Origin of the sequence: Paraburkholderia flagellata (assembly GCF_021390645.1) — a bacterium.
Classification (GTDB): Bacteria; Pseudomonadota; Gammaproteobacteria; order Burkholderiales; family Burkholderiaceae; genus Paraburkholderia; species Paraburkholderia flagellata.
The window spans coordinates 1,938,452-1,962,091 of sequence record NZ_JAJEJT010000001.1 but is presented as its reverse complement, the minus strand read 5'-3'; the positions used below and the strand labels follow the sequence as shown (position 1 = coordinate 1,962,091).

Annotated in this window: 22 protein-coding genes; 12 read left to right on the top strand and 10 right to left on the bottom strand. The window is 66.9% G+C overall.

The features are described 5' to 3' along the window. Nucleotides 1-40 precede the first annotated feature (40 nt). On the bottom strand, nt 41-436 hold the full coding sequence (locus L0U83_RS08670) for a hypothetical protein (protein ID WP_233881913.1): 396 nt from the start codon (nt 434-436) through the stop codon (nt 41-43). 139 nt (nt 437-575) lie between these two features. Here L0U83_RS08670 and L0U83_RS40685 point away from each other — a divergent pair, with 139 nt between their 5' ends. The 3 genes from L0U83_RS40685 to L0U83_RS08655 are packed head-to-tail and all read left to right on the top strand — an operon-like array spanning nt 576 to nt 2,141. Further along, the gene (locus L0U83_RS40685) at nt 576-1,028 is read left to right on the top strand and encodes an ArsR/SmtB family transcription factor (RefSeq protein ID WP_233881911.1); all 453 of its coding nucleotides are present in this window, start codon (nt 576-578) and stop codon (nt 1,026-1,028) included. Then, nucleotides 962-1,366: an SRPBCC family protein gene (locus tag L0U83_RS08660; RefSeq protein WP_233883812.1), complete on the top strand. Its 405-nt coding sequence runs from the start codon at nt 962-964 to the stop codon at nt 1,364-1,366. The genes L0U83_RS40685 and L0U83_RS08660 overlap by 67 nt, the downstream gene beginning before the upstream one ends. Nucleotides 1,367-1,400: 34 nt before the next feature. Then, on the top strand, nt 1,401-2,141 hold the full coding sequence (locus L0U83_RS08655; protein WP_233881904.1) for a DUF899 domain-containing protein: 741 nt from the start codon (nt 1,401-1,403) through the stop codon (nt 2,139-2,141). An 87-nt stretch (nt 2,142-2,228) separates the two neighbouring features. Here L0U83_RS08655 and L0U83_RS08650 read toward each other — a convergent pair whose 3' ends face one another. Together L0U83_RS08650 and L0U83_RS08645 are read right to left on the bottom strand one after the other, a co-directional pair. Then, nucleotides 2,229-2,411 (bottom strand): hypothetical protein, encoded by a 183-nt coding sequence (locus L0U83_RS08650; RefSeq protein WP_233881901.1) that lies wholly within the window; start codon nt 2,409-2,411, stop codon nt 2,229-2,231. Nucleotides 2,412-2,517: 106 nt separating this feature from the next. After that, the gene (locus L0U83_RS08645) at nt 2,518-3,423 is read right to left on the bottom strand and encodes an NAD-dependent epimerase/dehydratase family protein (RefSeq protein ID WP_233881899.1); all 906 of its coding nucleotides are present in this window, start codon (nt 3,421-3,423) and stop codon (nt 2,518-2,520) included. A gap of 116 nt (nt 3,424-3,539) precedes the next feature. Between L0U83_RS08645 and L0U83_RS08640 the strand changes: the two genes are divergently transcribed. The 4 genes from L0U83_RS08640 (at nt 3,540) to L0U83_RS08625 (ending at nt 7,728) form a co-directional block, all read left to right on the top strand. Beyond that, on the top strand, nt 3,540-4,472 hold the full coding sequence (locus tag L0U83_RS08640) for a LysR family transcriptional regulator (RefSeq protein ID WP_233881892.1): 933 nt from the start codon (nt 3,540-3,542) through the stop codon (nt 4,470-4,472). A 124-nt stretch (nt 4,473-4,596) separates the two neighbouring features. Further along, complete coding sequence (gene hutH / locus L0U83_RS08635) at nt 4,597-6,132, top strand: histidine ammonia-lyase (protein WP_233881890.1); 1,536 nt, start codon at nt 4,597-4,599, stop codon at nt 6,130-6,132. A 29-nt stretch (nt 6,133-6,161) separates the two neighbouring features. Continuing rightward, nucleotides 6,162-6,857: a histidine utilization transcriptional repressor HutC gene (gene hutC, locus L0U83_RS08630; RefSeq protein WP_233881888.1), complete on the top strand. Its 696-nt coding sequence runs from the start codon at nt 6,162-6,164 to the stop codon at nt 6,855-6,857. Between the two features lie 220 nt (nt 6,858-7,077). Continuing rightward, nucleotides 7,078-7,728: a hypothetical protein gene (locus L0U83_RS08625; RefSeq protein ID WP_233881886.1), complete on the top strand. Its 651-nt coding sequence runs from the start codon at nt 7,078-7,080 to the stop codon at nt 7,726-7,728. Between the two features lie 73 nt (nt 7,729-7,801). Here L0U83_RS08625 and L0U83_RS08620 read toward each other — a convergent pair whose 3' ends face one another. Continuing rightward, nucleotides 7,802-8,680, bottom strand: a complete 879-nt coding sequence (locus L0U83_RS08620; RefSeq protein WP_233881884.1) for a LysR substrate-binding domain-containing protein — start codon at nt 8,678-8,680, stop codon at nt 7,802-7,804. Nucleotides 8,681-8,810: 130 nt separating this feature from the next. Here L0U83_RS08620 and L0U83_RS08615 point away from each other — a divergent pair, with 130 nt between their 5' ends. The 3 genes from L0U83_RS08615 to L0U83_RS08605 all read left to right on the top strand — a co-directional run bounded on the left by L0U83_RS08615 (nt 8,811) and on the right by L0U83_RS08605 (nt 13,097). Next, nucleotides 8,811-10,061 carry an aspartate aminotransferase type Ic gene (locus tag L0U83_RS08615; RefSeq protein ID WP_233881882.1) on the top strand — a complete coding sequence of 417 codons (1,251 nt, stop codon included), beginning with the start codon at nt 8,811-8,813 and terminating at the stop codon, nt 10,059-10,061. Nucleotides 10,062-10,162: 101 nt separating this feature from the next. Beyond that, on the top strand, nt 10,163-11,149 hold the full coding sequence (locus L0U83_RS08610) for a helix-turn-helix domain-containing protein (RefSeq protein WP_233881874.1): 987 nt from the start codon (nt 10,163-10,165) through the stop codon (nt 11,147-11,149). 7 nt (nt 11,150-11,156) lie between these two features. Beyond that, entirely contained in the window at nt 11,157-13,097 is a 1,941-nt protein-coding gene (locus L0U83_RS08605) for a DUF3857 domain-containing transglutaminase family protein (protein ID WP_233881872.1), read from the top strand. Nucleotides 13,098-13,104: 7 nt separating this feature from the next. Here L0U83_RS08605 and L0U83_RS08600 read toward each other — a convergent pair whose 3' ends face one another. From L0U83_RS08600 to glgC, 5 genes are all read right to left on the bottom strand, one after another. Then, the gene (locus L0U83_RS08600; RefSeq protein ID WP_233881869.1) at nt 13,105-14,328 is read right to left on the bottom strand and encodes a branched-chain amino acid ABC transporter substrate-binding protein; all 1,224 of its coding nucleotides are present in this window, start codon (nt 14,326-14,328) and stop codon (nt 13,105-13,107) included. Between the two features lie 313 nt (nt 14,329-14,641). Then, nucleotides 14,642-15,103, bottom strand: a complete 462-nt coding sequence (locus L0U83_RS08595; RefSeq protein ID WP_233881866.1) for a hypothetical protein — start codon at nt 15,101-15,103, stop codon at nt 14,642-14,644. Nucleotides 15,104-15,201: 98 nt separating this feature from the next. Further along, nucleotides 15,202-16,074 carry a pyridoxal kinase PdxY gene (pdxY, locus tag L0U83_RS08590; RefSeq protein ID WP_233881864.1) on the bottom strand — a complete coding sequence of 291 codons (873 nt, stop codon included), beginning with the start codon at nt 16,072-16,074 and terminating at the stop codon, nt 15,202-15,204. 161 nt (nt 16,075-16,235) lie between these two features. Continuing rightward, nucleotides 16,236-17,726 (bottom strand): glycogen synthase GlgA, encoded by a 1,491-nt coding sequence (glgA, locus tag L0U83_RS08585; RefSeq protein WP_233881856.1) that lies wholly within the window; start codon nt 17,724-17,726, stop codon nt 16,236-16,238. Between the two features lie 79 nt (nt 17,727-17,805). Continuing rightward, on the bottom strand, nt 17,806-19,071 hold the full coding sequence (gene glgC / locus L0U83_RS08580) for a glucose-1-phosphate adenylyltransferase (RefSeq protein WP_233881854.1): 1,266 nt from the start codon (nt 19,069-19,071) through the stop codon (nt 17,806-17,808). A 389-nt stretch (nt 19,072-19,460) separates the two neighbouring features. On the opposite strand from glgC, the gene L0U83_RS08575 reads away from it, so the two are divergent. Continuing rightward, nucleotides 19,461-20,570, top strand: coding sequence for an alpha/beta fold hydrolase (locus L0U83_RS08575; protein ID WP_233881852.1), 1,110 nt, complete (start codon nt 19,461-19,463; stop codon nt 20,568-20,570). Nucleotides 20,571-20,583: 13 nt separating this feature from the next. On the opposite strand, the gene L0U83_RS08570 is transcribed toward L0U83_RS08575, so the two are convergent. Continuing rightward, nucleotides 20,584-21,588, bottom strand: coding sequence for an LLM class flavin-dependent oxidoreductase (locus L0U83_RS08570; RefSeq protein ID WP_233881850.1), 1,005 nt, complete (start codon nt 21,586-21,588; stop codon nt 20,584-20,586). 722 nt (nt 21,589-22,310) lie between these two features. Between L0U83_RS08570 and hpnI the strand changes: the two genes are divergently transcribed. After that, nucleotides 22,311-23,576 (top strand): bacteriohopanetetrol glucosamine biosynthesis glycosyltransferase HpnI, encoded by a 1,266-nt coding sequence (gene hpnI / locus L0U83_RS08565; protein ID WP_233883811.1) that lies wholly within the window; start codon nt 22,311-22,313, stop codon nt 23,574-23,576. The last annotated feature ends 64 nt before the right edge of the window (nt 23,577-23,640 follow it).

Here is a 23,640-nt window from a genome sequence, read left to right as displayed (position 1 = left end):
GCGCGGGCCGTGTGGCTTTTGTGCGCTACGTTCGGGCGCGTTAGTCCGGCAGCACGCTGTTGCGCACCTTGGCCGATTTGCGCAGCTTGCGCGGTTTGGGTTCCACACCGATGCGCGGATCACGCGCGAGAACGAGCGCGCTCAACTGCGCGGCGGTATCTTCGAACGCCGCGTCCGCTTGCGGCACGTAGAGCCATTTGCCCAGCACGGGGTGCGTTCGCAACGCCGGCATCGCTTCAACGAGCGCCGCATGGTGCTCCCGCGACGTGCAAACGAGCACGCCGTTGAACGGGGCGTCACGATCGGCGGCCACGAGGCACAGCAGGCCGTCCAGATACGCGGCGTCGCAGCCGAACATGGGCTTGCGGACGTAGCCGGGCTCGCGCTCGAAGGCGTCGAAGATCCAGAGCAGCGAGTTGCGGACTTTGGACGGCATGGCGTGACGTGGCAGAGGTGGAAATGCGAGGCGCAGTGAAATGGCCATTCTAGTGTCGTCAGGGCCGTCGTGCGCACCGCTGCCAGCCCGCGCCGACGCTTTCCTTGACATCGCGCTTCCACCGTCTATGCTTAACCGCATGGTTAAGTATGAAGACGACACCCTCGATCGCACCTTCGCGGCGCTCGCCGATCCCACGAGGCGCGCGCTGCTCGCGCGCCTCGCGCAGCACGACGAACTTTCGGTGAGCGCACTGGCGCAGCCGTTCGCGATGTCGCTGCCCGCGGTCATGAAGCATCTGGACGTACTCGCTCAGGCGGGCCTCGTCACGCGCGCGAAAACCGGCCGCACCGTGGCGTGCCGGCTCGCCGCGGGGCCGATGGAGGACGCGATGCAATGGCTCGCGCACTATCAACGCTTCTGGAGTGAAACGCTCGATCGACTCGCCGCTTTCGTGGAGGAAGATGCATGTCTACCCAACCCGCAGCCAGACCCGGCGCCACCCATCAAGCTCCGAGCCTCACCATCCGGCGGCGACTCAACGCCACCGCCGCGAAGGTCTACGCCGCGTGGACGCAACCGGCGCAACTGATGCGCTGGATGCAGCCGCTCGACAATGTCTGCATCCACGCCGAAGCGGACGTGCGTGTGGGCGGAAGATTTCGCGTGATCCTGCGCGGCGCGAACGGCGAGGAGCACGATGTGAGCGGCACATATCTCGAAGTCGTGCCGGACGAAAAGCTCGTATTCACATGGGCCTGGCGCAGCACACCGGAGCGCGAGTCGCTCGTCACGGTGACGCTGCGCGCCGACGGGCCCGCCACCGAACTCACGCTCAAGCACGAACGCTTCTTCGACGAAGCGGCGCGCGATTCGCACAACGAGGGCTGGACTAGCTCGATCGATCAACTGGTGGCGCTGTTCGACTGAACGGCGCACCTGCAACCGAAAGGAGGATTGGACGATGGAACCGCACAAGATCGTTTCGGAGGCCGAATGGCTTGACGCGCGCAAGGCATTGCTCGCAGAGGAGCGCGCGTTCACGCACGCACGTGACGCGCTGGTGGCGAAGCGTCAGGCGCTGCCGTGGGTGAAAGTCGAGAAAACCTATACGTTCGAAACGCCGCAAGGATCGCGCACACTCGCCGAGCTATTCGGGCCGCGCAGCCAGCTGATCATTTACCACTTCATGCTTGGGCCGGATTGGGAGGAGGGGTGCCCCGGCTGCTCGTTTCTCTCCGACCACGTGGACGGCATGCTGCCGCATCTGGAGCATCACGATGTGACTTACGTGGCCGTTTCGCGCGCGCCGCTCGCGAAGATCGAGGCGTTCAAGCGGCGCATGGGATGGCGTTTTCCGTGGGTATCGTCGAACGCGAGCGACTTCAACTTTGACTATCACGTGTCGTTCAGCGAGGCCGACAAGGCGCGCGGCAAGGCGATCTACAACTACACCGAGCAGGAATACATGAGCGACGAGCTGCCCGGCGTCAGCGCGTTCTATCGCGACGAAGCGGGCAACGTGTACCACACGTATTCGACGTACGCGCGGGGCGGGGAGATGCTGATCGGAACGTATGCGATGCTGGAGCTCGCCGCGAAGGGGCGCAACGAAGAGAAGGACATGCGCGAGTGGATGCGTCACCACGATCGCTATGAAGATGCGCCCGCGAGTTCGTCGTGCTGTGCGCACGAAAAGCAGTAGTCGCCGCGCAATGAGGACAGTCGTTTGTTAGTACAACGAAAGCGTGCTGCGCCACCAATGTAAGAATTCGCGAAAGAAATGCGCCAGCTAGAGCGACATGTCGAACGCGGGGCGCAGCAGCACTTCAATTGCCATCACGATGAGTCCCATCGCGCCGGCGGCGAGCGTCAGCGTGCCATATTCGTCGTAGAGCGTGTCGTAGAGGCACGCGACGATGAACAGGACGGCCAGCAGATTGGTCAGCCAGTAGAAGTTCAGCGCGAGGAGCATCGGCGTATCCGGTGCCGGCGCGCAACGCGCCGGCGGCTAGTGCAAGACGCTCGGATTCTAGCGGAGCGACCTTACGGATACGCAACAATAACGTGCCCTACAGCACTTATCTTTGCGGTTTTGGCATCTCGTTGCGAATCCACTCGGTGACCGAAGTGCGCTGCGGTTGCCAGCCGAGCAGCGTGCGGGCGCGCTCGCCGCGCACGCGGCTGTTCGAACCGAGGCCGTACGACGCCATTTCGTAGCCCCATTCCTCGATCGCGGCTTCGAGCGGCCAGTCCTGCGGCGCCCCAAGACCTATCACTTCGGCGAGCGCCGTGGTCATGTCGCGGAAATTCGCTTCGCCGCTTTCGACAAAGTAGAACGCGCCCGCCGGCGTGTTGTCGAGCGCGAGGCGATAGAGTTCGGCCACGTCGTCGACATGCACGTTCGACCAGATGTTCAGGCCGCGCCCGACGTGACGCATCACGCCGCTCTTCTGTGCCTGGCGGATGAGCCGCGGCAGTTGCACGCTCGCGGCTCCGGGTACCGCGCCGACACCATAGATCAGCGTGTTGCACAGCACGGCGCTCTTCACGCCGCGCGCCGCTGCCGCGAGCACGAGATCGTCGATGGCCACGCGCGCCGCCTTGTCGGCGGTCGGCTCGGGCAGGGCGTCTTCGTGATAGACGCGCGCGGTGGCTTCGCCGCCCGATGCGTCGCCCACGATGCTCGAGCCGCTCGTGTGCAGGAGCGTCTTGCCGGAGCCTTCGAGCGCGTCGATGAGCGCCTCGACCGCGCCGCGATGGTCGCTGCTGGCCGCGTTGATCACGGCGTCGGCGGCGCGCGCTTGCGCCATGAGCGTCGCGCGGTCGTCGAGATCGCCCTGCACGGGCGTGATGCCGAGCTTTTCGAGGTCGGCGAACTGCTCGGGCCGACGCACGAGGCCGCGAACCGTGTGGCCCGCGCGCACGAGATGCGCCGCGATCGTTCCGCCGATAAAACCGCCTGCGCCTGTCACGAATACTTTCATGGGTTGCTCCTGGTCCTGTTCTCGATTGCGATGGGAGCCAGTATCGGGGTATCCGGGGTTTGCAAAAACCGTGTTAGTCTCAAATGAATCTTGACTGCGAATCAACAATAGCAACGATGAAGACGTCGACCGACGAACTGCTCGTATTCGTCACCGTGATCGATGCGGGGTCGATCACCGCCGCGGCTGAAAAGCTCGAGCAGACCGTCTCGGGGGTGAGCCGCGCGCTGACGCGGCTCGAAAAGCAATTGGGCGTCGCGCTGATTTTGCGCACGACGCGGCGCTTGCAGCTCACGGAAGAAGGCGAACTGTTCCTCGATCGCGCCCGCGCCATTCTCGCGGCGATGGCTGATGCCGAAGAGGCTGTCACGCGCCACCGCGAGCGTCCTTCCGGGCGGTTGCGCGTGGATGCGGCCACGCCGTTCATGCTTCACTGCATCGTGCCGCACGTCGCGGCGTTTGCCGACGCTTATCCCGAGATCGAACTCGAGCTCACCAACAACGAGCGCATTGTCGATTTGCTGGAGCAGCGCGTGGATATCGCCATTCGCATCGGCACGCTGCAGGACTCCACGCTGCACGCGCGCGCGCTCGGCACGAGCCGTTTGCGCATCGTGGCGAGTCCCGGCTATCTCGCGGCGCATGGCACGCCGCGCAGCGTGGCCGCGCTGCGCGAACATCGGCTGATCGGTTTTACGGCGCCTTCGCATCTCAACGGCTGGCCGCTGCGCGTGGCTGGCGGCAACGAGGCGGGCACAGCCACAAAGACGCCAGACGCCGCATCCGGCTACACAATCGCGCCCGCGCTATTGGCGTCGAGCGGCGAGACGATACGCCAGCTTGCGCTCGCCGGCAGCGGCATCGCGTGTCTCTCCGACTTCCTCACCGTGGCCGACCGCCAGGCCGGGCGCCTCGTCACCGTGCTCGACGACGCGCTGATCGAATCGCGCCAGCCGATCCACGCCGTGTACTACCGCAGCGCGGCGCTCGCGGCGCGCGTCCAATGCTTTCTCGCGTTTATTGGGGGCAGGCTGCAACTCGACGCGTGACGGGCGCTTGCGGCGCTCTCGTGGATAGTCCCAGGCTACAAGCGTCGCAAAGGGGAGTTGTATAGACAGGCGCGCCAGGCTAGACTTCGGCCACTTTCGCGACTTGTATAGACAGGATTCGACCATGCTCCCGACCCTTCGCCTCACGCCCGGCCATCTGACCCTGCCCCAACTGCGCCAGATCGCGCGCGAGGCAGTGCGGCTCGAGCTCGATCCGGCCAGCTTCGCGGGCATCGACGCAGGCGCACGCGCCGTTGCCGAAATCACGGCGAAGGGCGAACCCGCGTATGGCATCAATACGGGGTTCGGGCGTCTGGCGAGCACGCACATCCCGAACGACCAGCTCGAACTGCTGCAGCGCAATCTGGTGCTCTCGCACGCCGTGGGCGTGGGCGAGCCGATGTCGCGTCCGGTCGTGCGCCTCTTGATGGCGCTGAAGCTGTCGAGCCTGGGCCGCGGCTATTCGGGCATCCGCCGCGAAGTGATGGACGCGCTCATCACGCTGTTCAACGCCGATGTGCTGCCCGTGATTCCCGTGAAGGGCTCGGTGGGCGCCTCGGGCGACCTCGCGCCGCTCGCACATATGTCGTGTGTGCTGCTCGGCATTGGTGAAGTGTTCATTCGCGGCGAGCGCGCCAGCGCCGAGGCGGGTCTCGCCGCTGCGGGCCTGAAGCCGCTCGCGCTGCAGGCGAAGGAAGGTCTCGCGCTGCTCAACGGCACGCAGGCTTCCGCCGCGCTCGCGATCTACAACATGTTCGCGATCGAAGATCTTTACCGCACGGCGCTCGTTTCGGGCGCGCTCTGCGTGGACGCAGCAGCAGGTTCGGTGAAGCCGTTCGACGCGCGCATTCACGAACTGCGCGGCCATCGCGGCCAGATCGATGCGGCCGCGGCGTATCGCACGCTGCTCGAAGGCTCGGCGATCAACCTCTCGCACCGCGACTGCGGCAAGGTCCAGGACCCGTATTCGCTGCGCTGCCAGCCGCAGGTGATGGGCGCGTGTCTCGACCAGATGCGTCACGCGGCGCGAGTGCTGCTCATCGAGGCGAACGCGGTTTCGGACAATCCGCTGATCTTCCCGGAAACGAACGAAGTGCTCTCTGGCGGCAACTTCCACGCCGAGCCGGTGGCCTTCGCCGCAGACAATCTCGCGCTGGCCGCCGCTGAAATCGGCGCGCTCGCGGAGCGTCGCATCGCACTGCTGATCGACGCCACGCTCTCGGGCCTGCCGCCTTTCCTCGTGAAGGACGGCGGCGTGAACTCGGGCTTCATGATCGCGCACGTCACGGCCGCTGCACTGGCTTCGGAAAACAAGACGCTTGCGCATCCTGCCTCGGTCGATTCGCTGCCGACTTCGGCGAACCAGGAAGACCACGTTTCGATGGCGACGTTCGCCGCGCGCAAGCTCGCCGACATTGCCGACAACACGGCCAACATCCTCGCGATCGAACTGCTCGCAGCAGCCCAGGGCGTGGACCTGCGCGCGCCGCACCACACGAGCCCGGCGCTTGCGCACGTGATGCAGTCGGTGCGCGCCGAGGTGCCGCATTACGACCTCGACCGTTACTTCGCGCCGGACATCGAAGCGATCACGCGTCTCGTGCAAAACGGCGCGATTGCTTCGCACAGCCCGCTGGCATTCGAGTCCGAGGCGCGCTAAGCCGCGCTGCTGCGGCACAGGCCAACGCGATGAACGCTCCCGCATATCAGGGCATCAAGGACTTCATCCTCGCGCGCATTCACGCCGGTGAGTGGAGCGAGGGCGACCAGGTGCCTTCTGAGAACGAACTGGCGCGCGAGTTCAAGGTCGCGCGCATGACCGTGAACCGGGCGCTGCGGGAACTCACTGCGGAACAGGTGCTTACGCGCGTACAGGGCGCGGGCACGTTCGTCGCGCGGCCCAAGTACGAATCGACGCTCGTTGCGATCCGCAGCATCTCCGACGAAATCCTCGCGCGCGGGCACCGCTACCGCGCGCAGGTGCTCGAGATCGGCGTGCATCTTGCCGACGAGGCGCTCGCCGTCGAAATGGGGCTCGCCGCGAACGACCAGGTGTTCAACTCGCGCGTGCTCCACTTCGAAAATGACGAGCCCGTGCAACTCGAAGAGCGCTGGGTCAATCCCGCCATCGCGCCCGATTACGCGGCGCAGGACTTCACGCACATCACGCCGAACCAGTACCTCGTGCATGTCGCGCCGCTGCAGGGTGTGGAGTACCGCATCGAGGCGCTTGCTCCCGAGGCGGATACGCGTGCGCACCTCGCCATGGGCGAGGCCGAACCGTGCCTCGTGCTGCACCGGCGCACGCGCTCGCGCGGGCTCGTCGCTTCGGTCGCCAATCTCTGGCATCCGGGCAGCCGCTATCGCTTCACCGGGCACTTCTAAAGGGCCGCCCGGGCCGGGCCGCGTTCCATACGCCGCCGCTCGCCGCCATTTCCTCAGTCTTTTTCCCGTGTCCGGCCGATTGCCATCGGCATGCGTCTTGCTGCCTTTTCAGATCGCCGACAACAACACGCCAATGGGGCCAGACGGCGCGGGAAAGCGCGCGTGTTGCGCCGCAGCCCGTATCATTGGCAGATGAGGCGAACGAAGGAGGAGCTCCGCAATGGACGATGCCAACGCCACGCTCATGCCGATGTGGCGGGCCAATCTGGCGCTGCTCACGCGCGAGGTCGGGTCCGCGACGCGGCTCGCGCGCATGATGACGTTTTCCGCGAGCTACATGAAGCTGATCGTGTCGGGCGAGCGCGACTTCAGCGCGGAGTTCGTGCGCGGCGTGGAAGCCGTCACGGGCCTGCCCGAAGGCTGGATGGACGTGAAGCACGAGAGCAGCGACGTGCCCGACGAGACGCGCGAGGCGATCGCAAGCGAGACGCCGCGCGCGCGCTTTCGCGGCACCGCGCATCCGGTGCGCAAGGCGCCCGTGCTGCGCGTGGAGCCGATTTTCGGCCAGGGCGCGAAGCGCGAGGAGGTGACGCCTACGCCAGAGGCGCACCGGCGTCTCGCGGGCATGCGCAAGATCCGCGATCTCGCGGCGCAAGACGTGCGCAAGCTCGAGCGCTACCTGAGCGTGCCGCCAGTCGAGCCCGCGGTGCTGCGCTCGCGCATTGAAGACGTGATCAACTACGCCGACCCCGACGAGCGCGTGCGCGCCGATCTCGAAGGCCGTCTCGAGCAGATCGAAAAACATCGCGAAATGCTGCTGCGGCATGTCTCGCGTCTTTACGCGCTGCTTTCGCGGCTGGGCGACGACTGATTCGTTGCCCGAAGCATCGTCTGCGCCGTTATCGTCCGCGCCGTTTTCGTCTGCGCCGTTTTCGTCCGATTAGTCAGCGCTCTTGTACGCGCAGCTCCGCGAGTATCTGGTCGGCGAGAAAGTCGCACGGCGGGCGGTTCGAGCGCGCGCTGCGCGCGAGCACCACTTCCAGCTCGGGCAGCGCCGGCAGGCCATGCTGACGGCCGAGCGTGACGAACGTCTCGGGCACCGCGCAGCGCGCGAGCGGCGCAATGGCGAGACCCGCGGCCACCATGCTGCACAGGCCCATCAGGCTCGGGCTTTCATACGAGGTGCGATAGGCGATCTTCGCGCGCTCCAGCGCCTGGATCGCGTTCGTGTGCGCGACGCTGCCGCCGCCGAAGAGGGCGACCGGCAGCGGCCGCTCGCGCCAGATCTCGCGTCCGCTCGCCGCGCTCACGGCCGCAGGGGGCGCGGCCCACACCATCGGCTCGAAGCGGATGAACTCGCCCGCGAGTCCATGCGTGCGCGTGATGCAGGCGAGGTCGATCTTGTTGTCTTTCAGGAGCGGCATGAGCGCGCTGCTCGGCAGCCCGATCACCTGAATTTCCACCTTCGGCCAGTTCGCCGAGAACTTGCGCAGCACCGGCGGCATGAGTGAGGACGCGTAGTCGTCGGGCACGCCGATCGACACGCGGCCCGTCACCTCCGGGTGCGCGAGCGAGGCCCACGCTTCGTCGCGCAGCGCGAGCATGCGCCGCGCGTAGGCGATGAGCGTCTGGCCGTCGGGCGTGGGCGTGACGCTGCGCGGCGCACGGATGAACAGGGGCTTGCCGATGGATTCCTCGAGCGCGCGGATCTGCATGCTGAGCGCCGCTTGCGAGCGGTGCACGAGCGCGGCGCCGCGCACGAAGCTGCCGGCGTCGGCGACGGCCACCACCATGGCGAGCACGTCGAGGTCGAGGGTCTTCATTGCTATAAGAAAAATTGATCGAAGGCTTCAATATAACGCGTTTGTCTGAACGCGGGGGCAGGTCGATACTGGGGACGTACCGAGCCCTCACGTTGTTCCCCGCGCAGTCCTTCGCATTTCGGAGAAGCCCATGTTGATGTCGCCGCCCGTCGATTTGACCTACGAACGATTCCAGCAATTGAACATGCGGCTCGACATGTCGCGCGGCAAGCCTTCGCCCGAGCAACTCGATCTCTCGCAGGCGCTCATCGACGAAGCGGGCCAGGCGGGCTATCTCGCGCGCGACGGTTTCGACTGCCGCAACTATGGCCTCGCGAGCGGCTTGCCCGAGGCGCGCGAACTGGGCGCACAACTGCTCGGCGTGCCGAGCGCGCAGGTGGTCGCCGCGGGCAACTCGAGCCTCGAACTCATGCACGACGCGCTGACCTTCGCGCTGCTGCATGGCGTGCCGGTGGGCGACGGCGCGGACGTTGGCGCGCCGTGGCGTGCGAAAGGCGAGATCGCCTTCCTGTGCCCGGTGCCGGGCTATGACCGCCACTTCGCGATCTGCGAGGCGCTCGGCGTGCGCATGATCGCGGTGCCGATGCGCGAGGACGGTCCTGACATGGACCGCGTGGAAGCGCTCGTGCGCGACGATCCGTCGATCAAGGGCATGTGGTGCGTGCCGCTCTACAGCAACCCGACGGGCGCGATCTGGTCCGACGCGGTGATCCGGCGTCTCGCCGCCATGCCCGCCGCGCCCGACTTCCGCCTCTTCTGGGACGATGCCTACCGCTTCCACCATCTCACCGACGAAGCGCTCGCGACACTCGACGTGTTCGAGGCGTGCGCGGCGGCGGGCCATGCCGGGCGCGCGCTGATGTTCGCATCGCTGTCGAAAGTGACGTTCGGCGGCGGGGCGTTCGCGTGGCTCGCCGCCGCGCCGCGCAACGTGGTCTGGTGGCAGAAGCATTCGGCCGTGCGCACCATCGGGCCGGACAAGCTCAACCAGTTGCGCCACGTGCGCTTTCTGCGCGGCCGCACGACGCTCACTGAACTGATGGCGCGTCATCGAGCGCTCCTCAAACCGAAGTTCGACGCTGTCGACGAGGTGTTCCACAGGCGCCTCGCCACCGTGCGCGGCGTGAGCTGGAACGTGCCGCAGGGCGGCTATTTCATCAGCCTCTATGCGCCCGAGGGCTGCGCGCGGCGGACCGTCGAACTCGCGGCGGCGGCGGGCCTCGTCCTCACTCCCGCGGGCGCGGCGTTCCCCTATGGCGTCGATCCGCGCGACAGCCATCTGCGGATCGCGCCGTCGTTTCCGGCGCTCGACGAGGTGCGTCTTGCTGCCGAGGGCATCGCGCTTTCGCTGCTGCGCGCCATCGACGAGCGCAGGGGATAGCGGCCAGCGCGAGGGGCAGGGCGGGTTCGGCGGCGCTCGCGTCGATGTGCTACAACGGCAGACGTAGTCCACCAACGTCGCTAACTTCCCTCGAGGTTGCCGTGCAAGGTCTCGCCGCTTCACTGCAACAGGCGCTCGCCCAGCGCGAGCGCGAAGGCCGCGCCGATAGCGGCCGTGCGCCCACGGCGCGTCCGCTCGCGGCGGGCGCTGGCTGGTCGGTCGATGATGTCGTCTGCACACTCGGCCCCGGCGACCGGCCCTACGAGGAGCGCCACACGAGCGCGTGCCTCGCCATCGTGGCGGCAGGCGTGTTCGGCTACCGCAGCGGCAACGCGCGCGCGCTCATGACGCCCGGTGCGCTCATGCTGGGCGAGACCGGAGCCTGTTTCGAATGCGGCCACCGTCATGCTGCGGGCGACCGCTGCCTCTCGTTTCATTACGATCCAGCCTGGCTCGACGAGCAGGCCGCGGCCGCGGGTCTTGCGCCAGGCGCGAGGCGCTGGCGGGCCGCGCGGGTGCCGCCGGTGCGCGCGCTCGCGCCGCTCGTGGCGCACGCTTGCGCCGACGCGCTCGCGCATGAGCGACGTAACGCGCTCGGGTTCGGCGGCGCAGCGTGGGATGAAATCGCACTGGAACTGGCGCTCACGACCTTGCGTGTCGTGGCGAGCGGCAAGGACGCGCTTGCGCCTGCGACACCGGGCGCCGCCGCGGCGGCACGCGTGGTCGCGACGCTGCGCCTGATCGACGAGACACCCGACGATGCGCATACGCTCGCGAGCCTCGCGAGCGCGGCGGGCGTGAGCGAGTTCTATTTTCTGCGCACCTTCTCGGCCGTTGCGGGCGTGACCCCGCATCAATATTTGCTGCGTGCGCGGTTGCGCACCGCCGCGCTGCGTCTGGCCGCCGACGACGCAGCGAGGATCATCGACGTTGCGCTCGCGAGCGGTTTCAACGACCTGTCGAACTTCAACGCCGCGTTTCGCGCGGAGTTCGGCGCGAGTCCGCGTGCATGGCGCGCTGCGCAGCGCGAGCGCCATCTCGCGCAGACCTCATGGCCGAACGCCGCGCAAGCGGCGGTGCGCGCCTGAACCGTCCATGGCGCGAGGCGAGGGGTTCAGGCGTGCTGCCCTGTGCGTCGTGTCGTGCCTTGCGTTGATCCTGGCAAGCGCGAGCGGACCAGTCCGCGCCGAGACCACGGACGGCGCCGCGCAAAACGACATCCCTGCGTACACGCTCGAGCGCGATGTGCATCTCTTCGTCGTGCAGCAGGACGGCTCGGTCGTCGAGGACGACGACACGGTGCTGCGCGCGAACACGGCTGCCGGCGTGGACGAGATCGCCCAGCGCTACGTCTGGTTCAATAAGGATATCGAAACGATCACGAAGCTCTCGGCCGAAACCATCGACCCGGACGGCGCCACGCACGCGGTTGGCGCGAGCGGCATACGCGACGTGCAGGAGCCGCGCTCGGCGGGCGCGCCCACGTTCGAGGACGGCGTGCTGCGCACGGTGATCTTTCCGGGCGTCCAGGTTGGCTCGCGCGTGCATCTGCATTTCGCGAAGCGCCGCGCGAAGGCGCTGGAAGCGGGCACGTTCTCGTACTTCGTCGAGCCGACCGGCGAACCCGACTCAGGCGTCCCCGTCGACTTCCAGCGCCTCATTTTCGATCTGCCCGCCAACGTGCCGCTCCACGCCGATGCGCGCGGCTACACGGCGCTCGCCCCCGAGACGGCGAACGGCCGCACCCGCTACACGTTCGACTACCAGCACGGCCCTTATCCGCCGCTCGAAGCGGGAGCAGTGGCCTACGTGAACTGGGGCGACCGGCTGATGCTCTCGACAGTGCCCGACTTCGCCGCGTTCGCCGCGCGCTACCGCGAAGCCGCCGTCGATCCCACCTCGACCGATCCGGCGATTGCGTCGCTGGCGCTTGCGCTCACGTCGGACGTGAGCGACCCGCGCGAGAAGGCGCGCCGCATTTACGACTGGATGCGCTTCAACATTCGCTACGTCGCGCTCTTTCTGGGCGAGACCGCAGCCGTGCCGCATCGCGCGACGGACATCCTGCGCAACCGCTACGGCGACTGCAAGGACCACGTGGCGCTCTTCAGCGCGCTGCTCGCAGCGGTGGGCATCCGCGCCGAGCCCGTGCTGCTCAATCTCGGCCCCGTCTACACGCTGCCCGACGTGCCTGGCTATGGCGCGCATGCGATCAACCACGCGATCGCCTGGCTACCCGACCTTGGCTTGTACGCGGACACGTCGTCGGGAGGCTACGCGTTCGGCTACTTGCCGCCGGGCGTGATGGACCGGCCCGTGCTGCTCGTCGGCGACGGCGTGCTCGCGCGTACGCCCGCGACCGAGCGGCGCGAGCGCACGGCGCGCCTCTCGCTCGACGTGGGCGCGACTGGCGACGCCGCCTACAGTTACTACGTGGAAGACCATGGCGCGGGCGCGGAGCCCGAGCGCAATTCGTTTCGCCGCGCGACGCGCGCGGGGGCGCAGCAACTCGCGGCGCAGCGCCTGCGGCTCACCGGGCTCGCCGGCACCGTGCGCGTGAGCACGAGCGCGACAGACGCGACCGACGGTCCGTTTTCGGTGACGATGGTAGGCACGCTCGATCACGTCGTCTGGCGCGACGGCACAACCGCGATTCCCACGACGAGCAGCTTCACCGGCGGCATCGCCACGCAGATCGACAACTGGCTGGCGCAGCCGCACCGTACGCAGCCCTGGGCGTGCATCGGCGGGGAGTTTGCGGAGAGCGCGGAAATTGAACTGCCCGCGTTCGCGCGCGTGACCGACGTGCCGCAAGATACGCAAGTGAGCGATGCGTTTCTCGACTACGCATCGCACTACGTGTTCGACGCCCGCTCGCGCACGCTGCAGATCGAGCGGCGGCTATCGGCGCGCTTCGGCCATCAGATGTGCACGGCCGACGAGTTCGCGCAGATGCGCGACGCGCTTGTCCGTATCGAGCGCGACACGCACGCGCAGATCGTCGTGCGGGCTGCGCTTGCACCGCAGGAGCCATGAGCGGCGCTCAGCCGCCGCGCGTCGTCACCGGCACCCACACGCCTTTCTTCACCTGCCAGAGCGTGGAGGCGCCGTTCTTGAGCGAGCCGTTCGGCTCGAAGGCGATGCGGCCCGTCACGCCGTCGAAGGCGAGCGTCTTGAGCGCGCCACGGTACACCTCGGGTTTCGGCGACTTCGCATTGACCATCGCATGGATCGCGGCCCACGCCGCGTCGTAGCCGAACGGCGCGTAGGCGAGCACGTCGGTGCCGAAGCGGCTTTTATAGGCCTGCTCGAAGCGCGGGCCATCGGGCAGTTGCGCGAGCGGGCGGCCGTATTCCCAGGCCATCGCGCCTTCGGCGGCGGCTCCCGCGTCGTGGGTGAAGTCGGCGTTCGCCACGCCGCCGCCGCCCACGAACTGCGCGTTCATGCTGCGCGCCTTCATCTGTTTCACGAGCGCCGCGCCCTGGTGGGCGAGGCCGCCGAAGTAGAGCAGGTCGGCATCGGCGGCCTTGATTTTCGCGAGCTGCGGGCCGAAGTCGCTCGCGATGCTTTCCGCGAACTCGCGCGCGACCACGTTGCCGCCATGCTCGCGCACCGCGTGCTCGAACACGTCGGCTTCGCCCTGGCCGAAGGCGGTGCGGTCGTCGATGATGGCCACGCGTTTGGCCTTCATCACGTCCACGGCCCACGCGCCGGCTACGCCTGCGTTCTGCGTGTCGTTTGCAATCACCATGAAGGTGTTGGCAAAGCCTTGCGACGTGATGACGGGATTGGTTGCTGCCGGGCTGATCATCGGAATGCCGGCGCTCTCGTAGATGCGCGAGGCCGGAATGGCCGAGCCCGAGTTGAAGTGGCCGACCACGGCGTTCACACCCTGGTTCGCGAGCGTTGCGGCGGCCTGGACGCCGAGGCGCGGGTCGCTGCGGTCGTCGATGGGCACGAGTTCGAAGTGCGCCGTCTGCTCGCCTATCTTGAGGTTTTGCGCGTTCGCTTCGTCGAGGGCGAGCTGCACGCCGTTTTCCAGGTCGCGGCCGTAGTTCGCGTAGTCGCCAGAGAGCGGCGAGACGAAACCGATGCGTACGTCGAGTGGGCCGGCGGCCACAGCGTTGCCGCTGACGCCGAGTGCGCAGAGAGTGCCGATCAGGAGTCCAGTGGCAAGCCTGGCGAACTGGCGGCGCTTGCCGCCCGCACGGCACAGCGTGGCAAATGCGTAGGCAGTGGCGGTTCTGAGCGCGGCGGCGAGACTCATCGTGACTCCTTGCGCGACAGCGGCGCGGTGTTCTTGTGTGCGTTCTTTCCGGGCACGCCGCGCCGCGCACCGGCCGTGGCGCGCATGCGGGGCGTTTCGTCTTCGGGTCTTGCTGTTTGCGACTGCGGCTTGCCAGAACGTGTTGTGCGAACGGCTGCGCGCGTGGGCGGGGTGTCTCGGCCGGCTCCCCATGTGCGCCGGCTGGGCGCGGGCCTTCGTGAGGCGGCGGATGGCGAGCAATATATCAGGCTGCGGGGTCAGCCGGTCATTCAGCCACGCTTTCGGTGGCTCACCCAGTGTCGTGCGGGTAGAACTAGCTGTCCCGTTGCAACTCGAAGAGCGCGTCGCGCAGGCGCACGAGCGGCGCCATGGTGTCTGCGCTCGCCCAGCCTTCGAGGTCGTCGAGCGCGCGATTGCAGCCGTCGAGCACCACGTCGAGATCCACGGGAATGCCGTTGGCGAGCGCAAAGCGAATCGTCGCTTCGAAGCGTTCGCATTCGTCCTCGCCGTACGAGATATCGAGCGTGTCGGCAATGGTTTGGGCGATGCCGCTGCGTTCGCGGTCGCTCTCGTCGACGTAGTCGATGATGCCGCGCGCGACGTCGGGCGCATGGTAAAGCGCGATGTCGAGCCACACGGCGGCGTCGAAATCGCTTTCGTGGCTTTGTTCCTCGAAGTATTCGATTGCTTCCTGCTCGTGGGTCTCGCCGGCGTCGACGGCGAGGCAAAGCTGCTCGAAATACTCTTCCTGTTCGCTACGGATTGAATCGGACATCGGTCATTCTCTAAAGACTGTGGGTGCCGCGGCTGCATCTGCAATTGCCGCATGTCATGCGGTTGGCATTATAGGCCGCGCGCGCGCACCGCTTCAGTCTAGGCAGCTTCGACCGACCAGGCGTCGAACCACTCGCGCGGGCGCGCGATCTGGTCTTGCGCCGCGACGATCTCCAGTTCGTAACGGCCGGCGTCGTAGGTCGCCTTCACCACCGCGTTCACCGCCGCGAGCGTGTGCTCGAACGCGCGGCGCAGCGAGTCGCCGAGCATCAGGCGCGCGACGAACACCGCGCTCGTCACGTCGCCCACGCCCACCGGCTGGCGCGCGAACGGGTAGAGCGGGCGTTGGCCGAGCCATGCTTCGTGCTCGGTCACGACGAGCATGTTGAAGCGGTCGGCGGGGCTGTTGCGGTCGAGCAGATGCTTCACGAGTATCAGCTTCGGGCCGCGCCTGAGCACTTCGCGGCACGCGAGCACGGCTTCTTCGGCCGTCTCGATCTCGCGGCCCACGAGCCGTTGCAGTTCGCCGTGATTAGGGATCATCGCGTCGGCGACTTCGGGCATGTTGCGTACGAGGAACTCCTGAATGCCGGGCTCGACGCGGCAGCCGTTCTCGGCGTTGAGCGTGCCCATCACCGGGTCGCAGAAGTAGCGCGCCTGCGGGTTGGCGGCCTTGACGGCGCGCACCACGTCGATCACGGCCTGGGCCTGCTCGGGTGCGCCGAGGTAGCCAGAGAGCACCGCATCGCAGCGCGGCAGCACGCCGATCGCGCCGATGCCTTCAACGAGATCCACGACCTCGTCCGAGCCGATGGCGGCGCCGGTCCAGTGGCCGTATTGCGTGTGATTCGAAAACTGCACCGTGTTGAGCGGCCAGACATTCACGCCGAGGCGGCGCATGGGAAACACCGCGGCGCTGTTGCCCGCGTGACCGAACACGACGTGCGACTGGATGCTCAAAATGTTTTTCATGGCCGGTCCAGATTTCGTTGTGGCTTGCGGCGCGCTTCGCATGGCGCGCCTTGCGCAGGTGCAGCAACGATAACCGAATTCGCCGCGCCCAGTCGATGGATGCGCGGGCGCGGTGTTGCGTGCGCGTCAGCGAGCGCGCCTGCAATTCGCTCGGCGAGGCGCTACGCCAGGACGTTCTGACCGGCCAGCTCGCGATAGAGCGTCATGTAGCGTTGCGCCGATGCGGCCCAGCCGAAGTCCTGCTGCATTGCACGCGAGCGCGTCTCGCGCCAGTCGCGGCTGCGCCCATAGAGCGCGAAGGCGCGGCGGATCGCGGCCGTGAGCGCGTCGGGCTCGAAGCGCTCGAACACGAAGCCGGTGGCGAGGCCATCGGCGAGATTTTCCAGCGAGGCGTCGACCACGGTATCGGCGAGTCCGCCCACGCGGTGCACGAGCGGCAGCGCGCCATAGGCGAGCGCGTAAAGCTGCGTGAGGCCGCACGGTTCGAAGCGCGAGGGGACCATCATCACGTCGGCGCCCGCGACGATCTCGTGCGCGAGCGTCTCGTCGAAACCCAACTCCACGGCCACCGATTCGGGATGCTGATGCGCGGCGCGCGCGTAGCCCTGTTCGAGGCTCGTGTCGCCGGTGCCGAGCACGACCAGCTGCCCGCCGCGAGCGACGATCTCGGGCAACGCCGCAAGCAGCAGGTCGAGGCCCTTTTGCTCGGTGAGCCGGCTCACGACGCCGAACACCGGGGCGTCGTGCTTCTGCGCGAGTTTCAAGCGCGCCTGCAGTGCCGCCTTGCAGCGCATCTTGCCGCTCTGGCGCGTGGCCGAATAGCGCGTGGCGATGGCCGCGTCGCTCGACGGATTCCACACGGCGTAATCCACGCCATTGAGGATGCCGACGAGGTCATGCGCGCGGCCGCGCAGCAGCGCCTCGAGGCCGCCGCCCTGGGCGACCGTCTGAATTTCGCGTGCGTAGGTCGGGCTCACCGTCGTGATCTTGTCGGCGAAATAGAGGCCGGCTTTCAGAAATGAAAGCTGGCCGTAGAACTCCACGCCGTGCATGTCGAAAAAGTCGCGCGGCAGGCCGAGCGAGTCGAACTGCTGCGCGGGGAAGACGCCCTGGTACGCGAGGTTGTGAATCGTGAAGATCGAGCGCGCGCCGCCGGGCGCGACGCTCGTGCCGCGCTCGCGTGCCGCGGCGCGCAGGTAGGCCGGCGCGAGCCCCGCGTGCCAGTCGTGCGCCTGGACGATGGCGGGCGCCCAGTCGGGATCGAGATGCAGCGCGAGTTGCGCGGCGCTCCAGCCGAGCAGTGCGAAACGCTGCGCGTTGTCGCCGTAAGGCACGTGCTCGGCGTCGATGTAGGGGTTGCCGGGGCGCGCGTAGAACGCGTCGGCGCGGATCATGTAGACGGCAAGCTCGCTGCCGGGCAGGCGCCCGAGTTCCAGCGTCGCCTCGGGCGCGCCGAAGGTGCGCGCAAGACGTGCGACGGGCCGCAGGTCCGCGAGGCCCGCCGCCACGGGCGCGAAGCCCGGCAGCAGCAGGCGCGCGTCGGTGCCCTGTTCGATCAGCGCGGCGGGCAGGGCGGCGGTGACGTCGGCGAGGCCTCCGGTTTTCAGCAGCGGATACAGCTCGCTGGCTACGTGCAGGACGCGAATGGTCATCGGGAGTCAGTCCTCTCGGTGCTCGGGTGGCTTGCGGGTTGGCGCGTCCTTGAGCGTATGAACCTCGCCGGGCACTCGGCTAGCCTGGCAACTTCGCCAGCGCCTCGCTCGTGACCAGCACGACGCCGCTCTCGGTGCGATAAAAGCGTTCGGCGTCGCGCGCGGCGTCTTCGCCGATCACGGTGCCGTTGGGAATCGTGCAGCCGCGGTCCACGACGACCTTGCGCAGCCGGCAACTCGTGCCCACCGTCACCTGTGGCAACAAGACTGCCTCGGCAATGTTGCAAAACGACTGCACGACGACATTCGATGAGAGCACCGAGCGCGAGATCTGCGAACCCGAGATCACGCTGCCGCCGCACACGATCAGGTTGGTGCCCGAACCCTGCAGACCGTTGAGGTCGCGCACGAACTTGGCGGGCGGCAACTGCTCCTGGTAGGTCCAGATTGGCCAGTTGCGGTCATATAGGTCGAGCGCGGGGATGGTCGAGGCGAGGTCGAGGTTGGCGGACCAGTAGGCATCGACCGTGCCGACGTCGCGCCAGTACGGTTCGGCGGCCGGGTCCGACGACACGCATGACATGCTGAACGGATGGGCGATCGCGTGGCCGTCGCTCACGACGCGCGGAATGATGTCCTTGCCGAAGTCGTGGTCGGTGGCCGAGCGCGAGATGTTCTCTTCGAGCAGATGGACGAGGTAGTTCGTGTCGAACACGTAGATGCCCATGCTCGCGAGCGCGATGTCGGGGTGTCCCGGCATGGCGGGCGGATCGTCGGGCTTCTCGACGAAGCCGGTCACGCGACGCGCCTCGTCCACGGCCATCACGCCGAACGCGCGCGCTTCCATGCGCGGCACCTCGATGCAGCCCACCGTGCAGTCGGCGCCGCTCGCGGCGTGGTCGGCGATCATGCGCGTGTAGTCCATCTTGTAGATGTGGTCGCCGGCCAGCACCACCACGTACTTCGGACTGATCGAGCGGATGATGTCGATGTTCTGGTACACGGCGTCGGCGGTGCCGCGGTACCAGTGCGCGCCTTCCACGCGCTGCTGCGCGGGCCACAGGTCGAGGAATTCGTTGAATTCGCCGCGCAGGAAGCCCCAGCCGCGCTGCAGGTGGCGCAAGAGCGAGTGCGCCTTGTACTGCGTGACGACCGCAATGCGGCGGATGCCCGAATTCAGGCAGTTCGAGAGTGCGAAATCGATGATGCGGTACTTGCCGCCGAAGTACACGGCCGGCTTCACGCGCTTGTTGGTGAGCGGCCCGAGGCGTGTGCCGCGGCCGCCAGCAAGCACGATGGCGAGGGTGGTGCGTTGCAGATCGTTGAGGCTTGCCGGAGTTTCCATGGTCGTCTCCTTGTTGTGCCCCCGGTACGGCCGCCGCGGCGCGCCTTGTCCTGCGCGGGCCAGTGCGGTCCTCTTCTGATGTGCCTGTCGCGTCCCTGATGCGGCGCGTGTCGCAATGCAGCACGCGTGCCGTGCGCCGCGGACGTCTCGTGCGTCCTGTATTGACTGTTCTAGCACCGAATGCAGCGTAGCGCGAATTGCCTGTGAGCAGATCCGGACATGCTCGTCGCAATCGTGCGAGGCGTTCGGAAGCAGCAAACGGCGTGCCGCGCACGCAAGCGGGACGCGAAAGGCGGCAGGAGCGGGGCGGGGCCGCTAGAATCGCTGGCTGTATCGGCGCCATTTCTGCGTCCTCTTTTCTGTCCGACCTTTCGCCCGATTCCTGATCGATGAGAGCTATCCTGAACCACACGCTTGCCCGCTTTGCCCCTTTCGTTGCCGCGTTGAGTGCGGCCGCGCTCTGTCACGTCGCGTTCGCTGCTCAGACAGAGGCGAGCGGGGCCGCGCCGATGGGCGCGCCGTCACCGCAAGCCGCGACCCAGACGCCCGACAGCCCCGCGTATGGCCCCGAACTGCAGGGCTTCGAGTATCCGCATCCCGTGCATGACTTTGCGTTCGTTTCGCAGGGGCAAACGCTGCATATGGCGTACATGGACGTGCAGCCCGCGAAGCCGAATGGACGCACCGCGGTCCTGCTGCACGGCAAGAACTTCTGCGCGGCGACGTGGGACGCCACCATCCGCGAGTTGCATGCCGCGGGCTACCGCGTGATCGCGCCGGACCAGATCGGCTTTTGTAAATCGAGCAAGCCCGCTTCGTACCAGTTCAGCTTCCAGCAGCTCGCGCGCAACACGCACGCGCTGCTCGCGGCGCTCGGCGTGCATGACGCGACGATCATCGGCCATTCGACGGGCGGCATGCTGGCGGTGCGCTACGCGCTCATGTATCCGCAGGAAACCGAGCAACTCGTGCTCGTGAACCCGATCGGACTCGAAGACTGGAAGGCGAAGGGCGTGCCCTCGATCGCGGTGGACGACTGGTACGCGCGCGAACTGAAAACGAGCGCCGACGGCATTCGCCGTTACGAGCAGGCTACCTATTACGCGGGTCAGTGGCGGCCGGCCTATGAGCCGTGGGTGCAGATGCTGGCGGGCATGTATCGCGGGCCGGGCAAGGCGCAGGTGGCGTGGGACTCGGCGCTGCTTTACGACATGATCTACACGCAGCCGGTGGTCTACGAGTTCGGCCAGTTGCAGATGCCGACGCTCTTGCTCATCGGCGACAAGGACACGACCGCCATCGGCAAGGATCTCGCACCGCCCGAGGTGCGCGCGCAGCTCGGGCACTATCCGGTGCTCGCCAAAGCCGCGCAGCGCGCCATTCCCCACGCAACGCTCGTGGAGTTCGCAGATCTCGGGCACGCGCCGCAGATGCAGGATCCGCAGGCGTTTCATGCCGCGCTGCTCAAGGGTCTCGACGCGTTGAACCCATCGCACTGAGGGTGCGTTCGGGTCATCGTCCCGCGGCGGCTACCTTCAGTTCCTCGCGGGCCTGCGCCGCCATCTCGAACGAACGCAGGCGCGCCGCGTGATCGTAGATCTGCGCGGTGACGATGAGCTCGTCCGCGCCGGTCTGCTCGATCACCGAGGCAAGGCCCGCTCGCACGGTTTCCTGGTCGCCCACCACGGAGCAGGCGAGTGAGTGCGACACACCGGCCAGTTCGAACTCATTCGCCTCGATCTGCTCAACTGGCGGCGGCAACTGCCCCGGCGTGCCGCGCCGCAGATTCACGAACTGCTGCTGCAGCGAGGTGAAGAGAAAGCGCGCTTCTTCGTTCGTGGGCGCGCCGAACACGTTCACGCCGACCATCGCATGGGGCCTCGCAAGCACGGCAGACGGACGGAACTGCGAACGGTAAAGGCGCAGCGCCGTGAGCAGATGATCGGGCGCAAAGTGCGAGGCGAACGCGAACGGCAGGCCCATGGCCGCCGCGAGCTGTGCGCCATACAGACTCGAGCCGAGGATATAGAGCGGCACGTTCAAGCCAGCGCCGGGCACGGCGCGCACGCGCTGGCCTTCCACGGGCGCGGCGAAATAGCGCTGCAGTTCGGCCACGTCGTCGGGGAAGCTGTCGGCGCTGCCCTGCAGGTCGCGGCGCAGCGCGCGCGCCGTGGTCTGGTCGGTGCCGGGCGCGCGCCCGAGGCCGAGGTCGATGCGGCCCGGGTAGAGCGCTTCGAGCGTACCGAACTGCTCGGCAATCACGAGCGGGGCGTGGTTCGGCAGCATGATCCCGCCCGAGCCCACGCGGATGGATTGCGTGCCGCCCGCGACGTAGCCGATCACCACCGAGGTCGCCGCGCTGGCGATACCCGTCATGTTGTGATGCTCGGCCAGCCAGAAGCGGTGGTAGCCCAGGCGTTCGGCATGCCGGGCGAGATCGAGCGTGTTGTGCAGGGCCGCGCCGGCATGGGAGCCCGCCGGGACGGGCGAGAGGTCGAGTACGGAGAATAGGGTCATGGGCTAGCTTGGGGCCGGGTATTGGGAGAGCGACGCGCGCGCAGTGCGCCGGTTTCTCGACGCGAGGCCGCAAGGCAGTCGCAAGGTGCGGCCATTGTGCCAAACCACTTTCGTTCGTGCTGGAGGCCTTCAGGAACCCATGCCGCCGGCGTGGATTCAGTCACAACTGATTGCTTTTACGCTCAGTCGATTTGAATATTAACGAGAACCACTCTTGTTTAAATGTAAAGATCGCGAATTTAATTCAAAATTATTAAAGAATCATTTCTATATGCTTACCGATTTTTTTGGTGGCGAAAAAACTCTGGAAGGCGGCTGTTTAATCGCTGAAATAGTTACGTTTTTGCAACTTTGGCAACGCATTTTCCCGTATCTGTCGGAAGCAGCCGACAGAGCTTGCTGATACAATTTTCCGCGTCGAATCGGGGATCGACCATATCCAGCTATTTCATACGATGGTTTTATCTCCATTCGTTGTTTGTTCAATTGCCTGGCGTCATGTAAGCCGGCGTCGATTGTCCGGTCTTTAGCCCCGAATGCGTAATGTGGCTACGATGTGCTGTCTATTTTTGGATCATCAGGGAAATGATACGTGGTGAAACGCGAATTCCGGTCGGGGCATCGCAGGAGCTTCACCCCTCGCGCGCAGCCGGCGACGAGCGCGGGTTGCCCCACGTAACCCGACAAGGCGGCGTGTCATGACGGTGTCGCAGGTTTTCGCCATGTCGGCGCCCTGGCCCGTGCTCGTCTGGATCGTGGTCGTGCTGTGCGGCGTTGCCGCTTTTTACGGCCTCGTCGCCGCGCTCACCATGCCGCGCCTGGGTTCCGCCGCACTCGTGCGCGAGGCCGCGCGCCGCGCGCGCCGTGCGCAACCGCAGCCCGTGAGCGTGCTGAAGCCCTTGTGCGGTGCCGAGCCGCGCCTCTACGAAAATCTCGCGACCTTCTGCGAGCAGCGGCATCCGCGCTTCCAGTTGCTGTTCGGCGTGTCCTCGCCAGCGGATCCGGCCATCGCCGTCGTGCGTCGGCTGCAGGCGGCTTACCCGGGCCATGACATCGAACTCGTGGTCGACCCGCGCGTGCACGGCAGCAATCTCAAGGTGAGCAACCTCATCAATCTGGCTGCGCGCGCGCGTTACGACGCGATTGTCGTGGCTGACAGCGATATCGCCGTCGAGCCCGACTATCTGGAGATCGTCACCGCGCCGCTTGCCGACCCGGACGTAGGCGTCGTGACCTGCCTCTACAGCGCCCGCAGCATCGGCGGTTTCTGGCCGCGCGTCGGCGCGCTCTTCATCAACGAGTGGTTCGCGCCCTCGGTGCGCGTGGCGCATTCCACGGGCTCGCGCGCGTTCGGCTTTGGCGCGACGCTCGCGCTTTCCCGCGCGACGCTCGAGCGCATCGGCGGCTTTGCCGCGCTCAAGGACTGCCTCGCCGACGACTATCTGCTCGCCCGCTACGCGCGCGATCACGGCCTCGCCACGGTGCTTGCGCCGGTGGTGGTCGCCACCGACGTGATCGAGCCCACCTTCGGCTCGCTCTGGCTGCGCGAGACGCGCTGGCTGCGCACGATCCGCTCGGTGAATCCGGCGGGCTTCGCTTCACTGTTCATTACGTTTCCCACGCCGTGGCTCGTGCTGGGCGCGTTGTTTTACGGCCTGCTCGCGGCGGGGGCGGGCATTGGCGCGTGCGCGACGACGCGCGCGGCGCTGGCCGCGCTCGCCACGACCATGATGGCGGGTATCATTGCGCGTTTGATACTGCACGCGCGAGCGAGCGGAAGCTGGCGCGCGTTCTGGCGCGATTTGCCGCTTGTGCCGCTGCGCGACATGCTGCTGGCCCTGCAGTGGCTTTCCGCCGCGTTCGGCTCGCATGTGATCTGGCGCGGCGTACGCGTGAGCGTCGCCAATCCCGAGGCCCAAGCGCCTACCGCCATGGCCAGGCCCGCGCGCGCGCAGCGGCCTGCCGTCGAAGGATCGGACGCTCGCTGAGCGCGTCGTTCTGACGCCGGCGCTTGATAGCCGCTTTTTACCGAATGTCACCTCAATCATCACC

Bases quoted from the DNA above. Each gene is read 5' to 3' on its own strand.
- L0U83_RS08670 (WP_233881913.1), bottom strand. From the start codon at position 436: ATGCCGTCCAAAGTCCGCAACTCGCTGCTCTGGATCTTCGACGCCTTC.
- L0U83_RS40685 (WP_233881911.1), top strand. From the start codon at position 576: ATGGTTAAGTATGAAGACGACACCCTCGATCGCACCTTCGCGGCGCTC.
- L0U83_RS08655 (WP_233881904.1), top strand. From the start codon at position 1,401: ATGGAACCGCACAAGATCGTTTCGGAGGCCGAATGGCTTGACGCGCGC.
- L0U83_RS08650 (WP_233881901.1), bottom strand. From the start codon at position 2,411: ATGCTCCTCGCGCTGAACTTCTACTGGCTGACCAATCTGCTGGCCGTC.
- L0U83_RS08645 (WP_233881899.1), bottom strand. From the start codon at position 3,423: ATGAAAGTATTCGTGACAGGCGCAGGCGGTTTTATCGGCGGAACGATC.
- L0U83_RS08640 (WP_233881892.1), top strand. From the start codon at position 3,540: ATGAAGACGTCGACCGACGAACTGCTCGTATTCGTCACCGTGATCGAT.
- hutH (WP_233881890.1), top strand. From the start codon at position 4,597: ATGCTCCCGACCCTTCGCCTCACGCCCGGCCATCTGACCCTGCCCCAA.
- hutC (WP_233881888.1), top strand. From the start codon at position 6,162: ATGAACGCTCCCGCATATCAGGGCATCAAGGACTTCATCCTCGCGCGC.
- L0U83_RS08625 (WP_233881886.1), top strand. From the start codon at position 7,078: ATGGACGATGCCAACGCCACGCTCATGCCGATGTGGCGGGCCAATCTG.
- L0U83_RS08620 (WP_233881884.1), bottom strand. From the start codon at position 8,680: ATGAAGACCCTCGACCTCGACGTGCTCGCCATGGTGGTGGCCGTCGCC.
- L0U83_RS08615 (WP_233881882.1), top strand. From the start codon at position 8,811: ATGTTGATGTCGCCGCCCGTCGATTTGACCTACGAACGATTCCAGCAA.
- L0U83_RS08605 (WP_233881872.1), top strand. From the start codon at position 11,157: ATGGCGCGAGGCGAGGGGTTCAGGCGTGCTGCCCTGTGCGTCGTGTCG.
- L0U83_RS08600 (WP_233881869.1), bottom strand. From the start codon at position 14,328: ATGAGTCTCGCCGCCGCGCTCAGAACCGCCACTGCCTACGCATTTGCC.
- L0U83_RS08595 (WP_233881866.1), bottom strand. From the start codon at position 15,103: ATGTCCGATTCAATCCGTAGCGAACAGGAAGAGTATTTCGAGCAGCTT.
- pdxY (WP_233881864.1), bottom strand. From the start codon at position 16,074: ATGAAAAACATTTTGAGCATCCAGTCGCACGTCGTGTTCGGTCACGCG.
- glgA (WP_233881856.1), bottom strand. From the start codon at position 17,726: ATGACCATTCGCGTCCTGCACGTAGCCAGCGAGCTGTATCCGCTGCTG.
- glgC (WP_233881854.1), bottom strand. From the start codon at position 19,071: ATGGAAACTCCGGCAAGCCTCAACGATCTGCAACGCACCACCCTCGCC.
- L0U83_RS08575 (WP_233881852.1), top strand. From the start codon at position 19,461: ATGAGAGCTATCCTGAACCACACGCTTGCCCGCTTTGCCCCTTTCGTT.
- L0U83_RS08570 (WP_233881850.1), bottom strand. From the start codon at position 21,588: ATGACCCTATTCTCCGTACTCGACCTCTCGCCCGTCCCGGCGGGCTCC.
- hpnI (WP_233883811.1), top strand. From the start codon at position 22,311: ATGTCGGCGCCCTGGCCCGTGCTCGTCTGGATCGTGGTCGTGCTGTGC.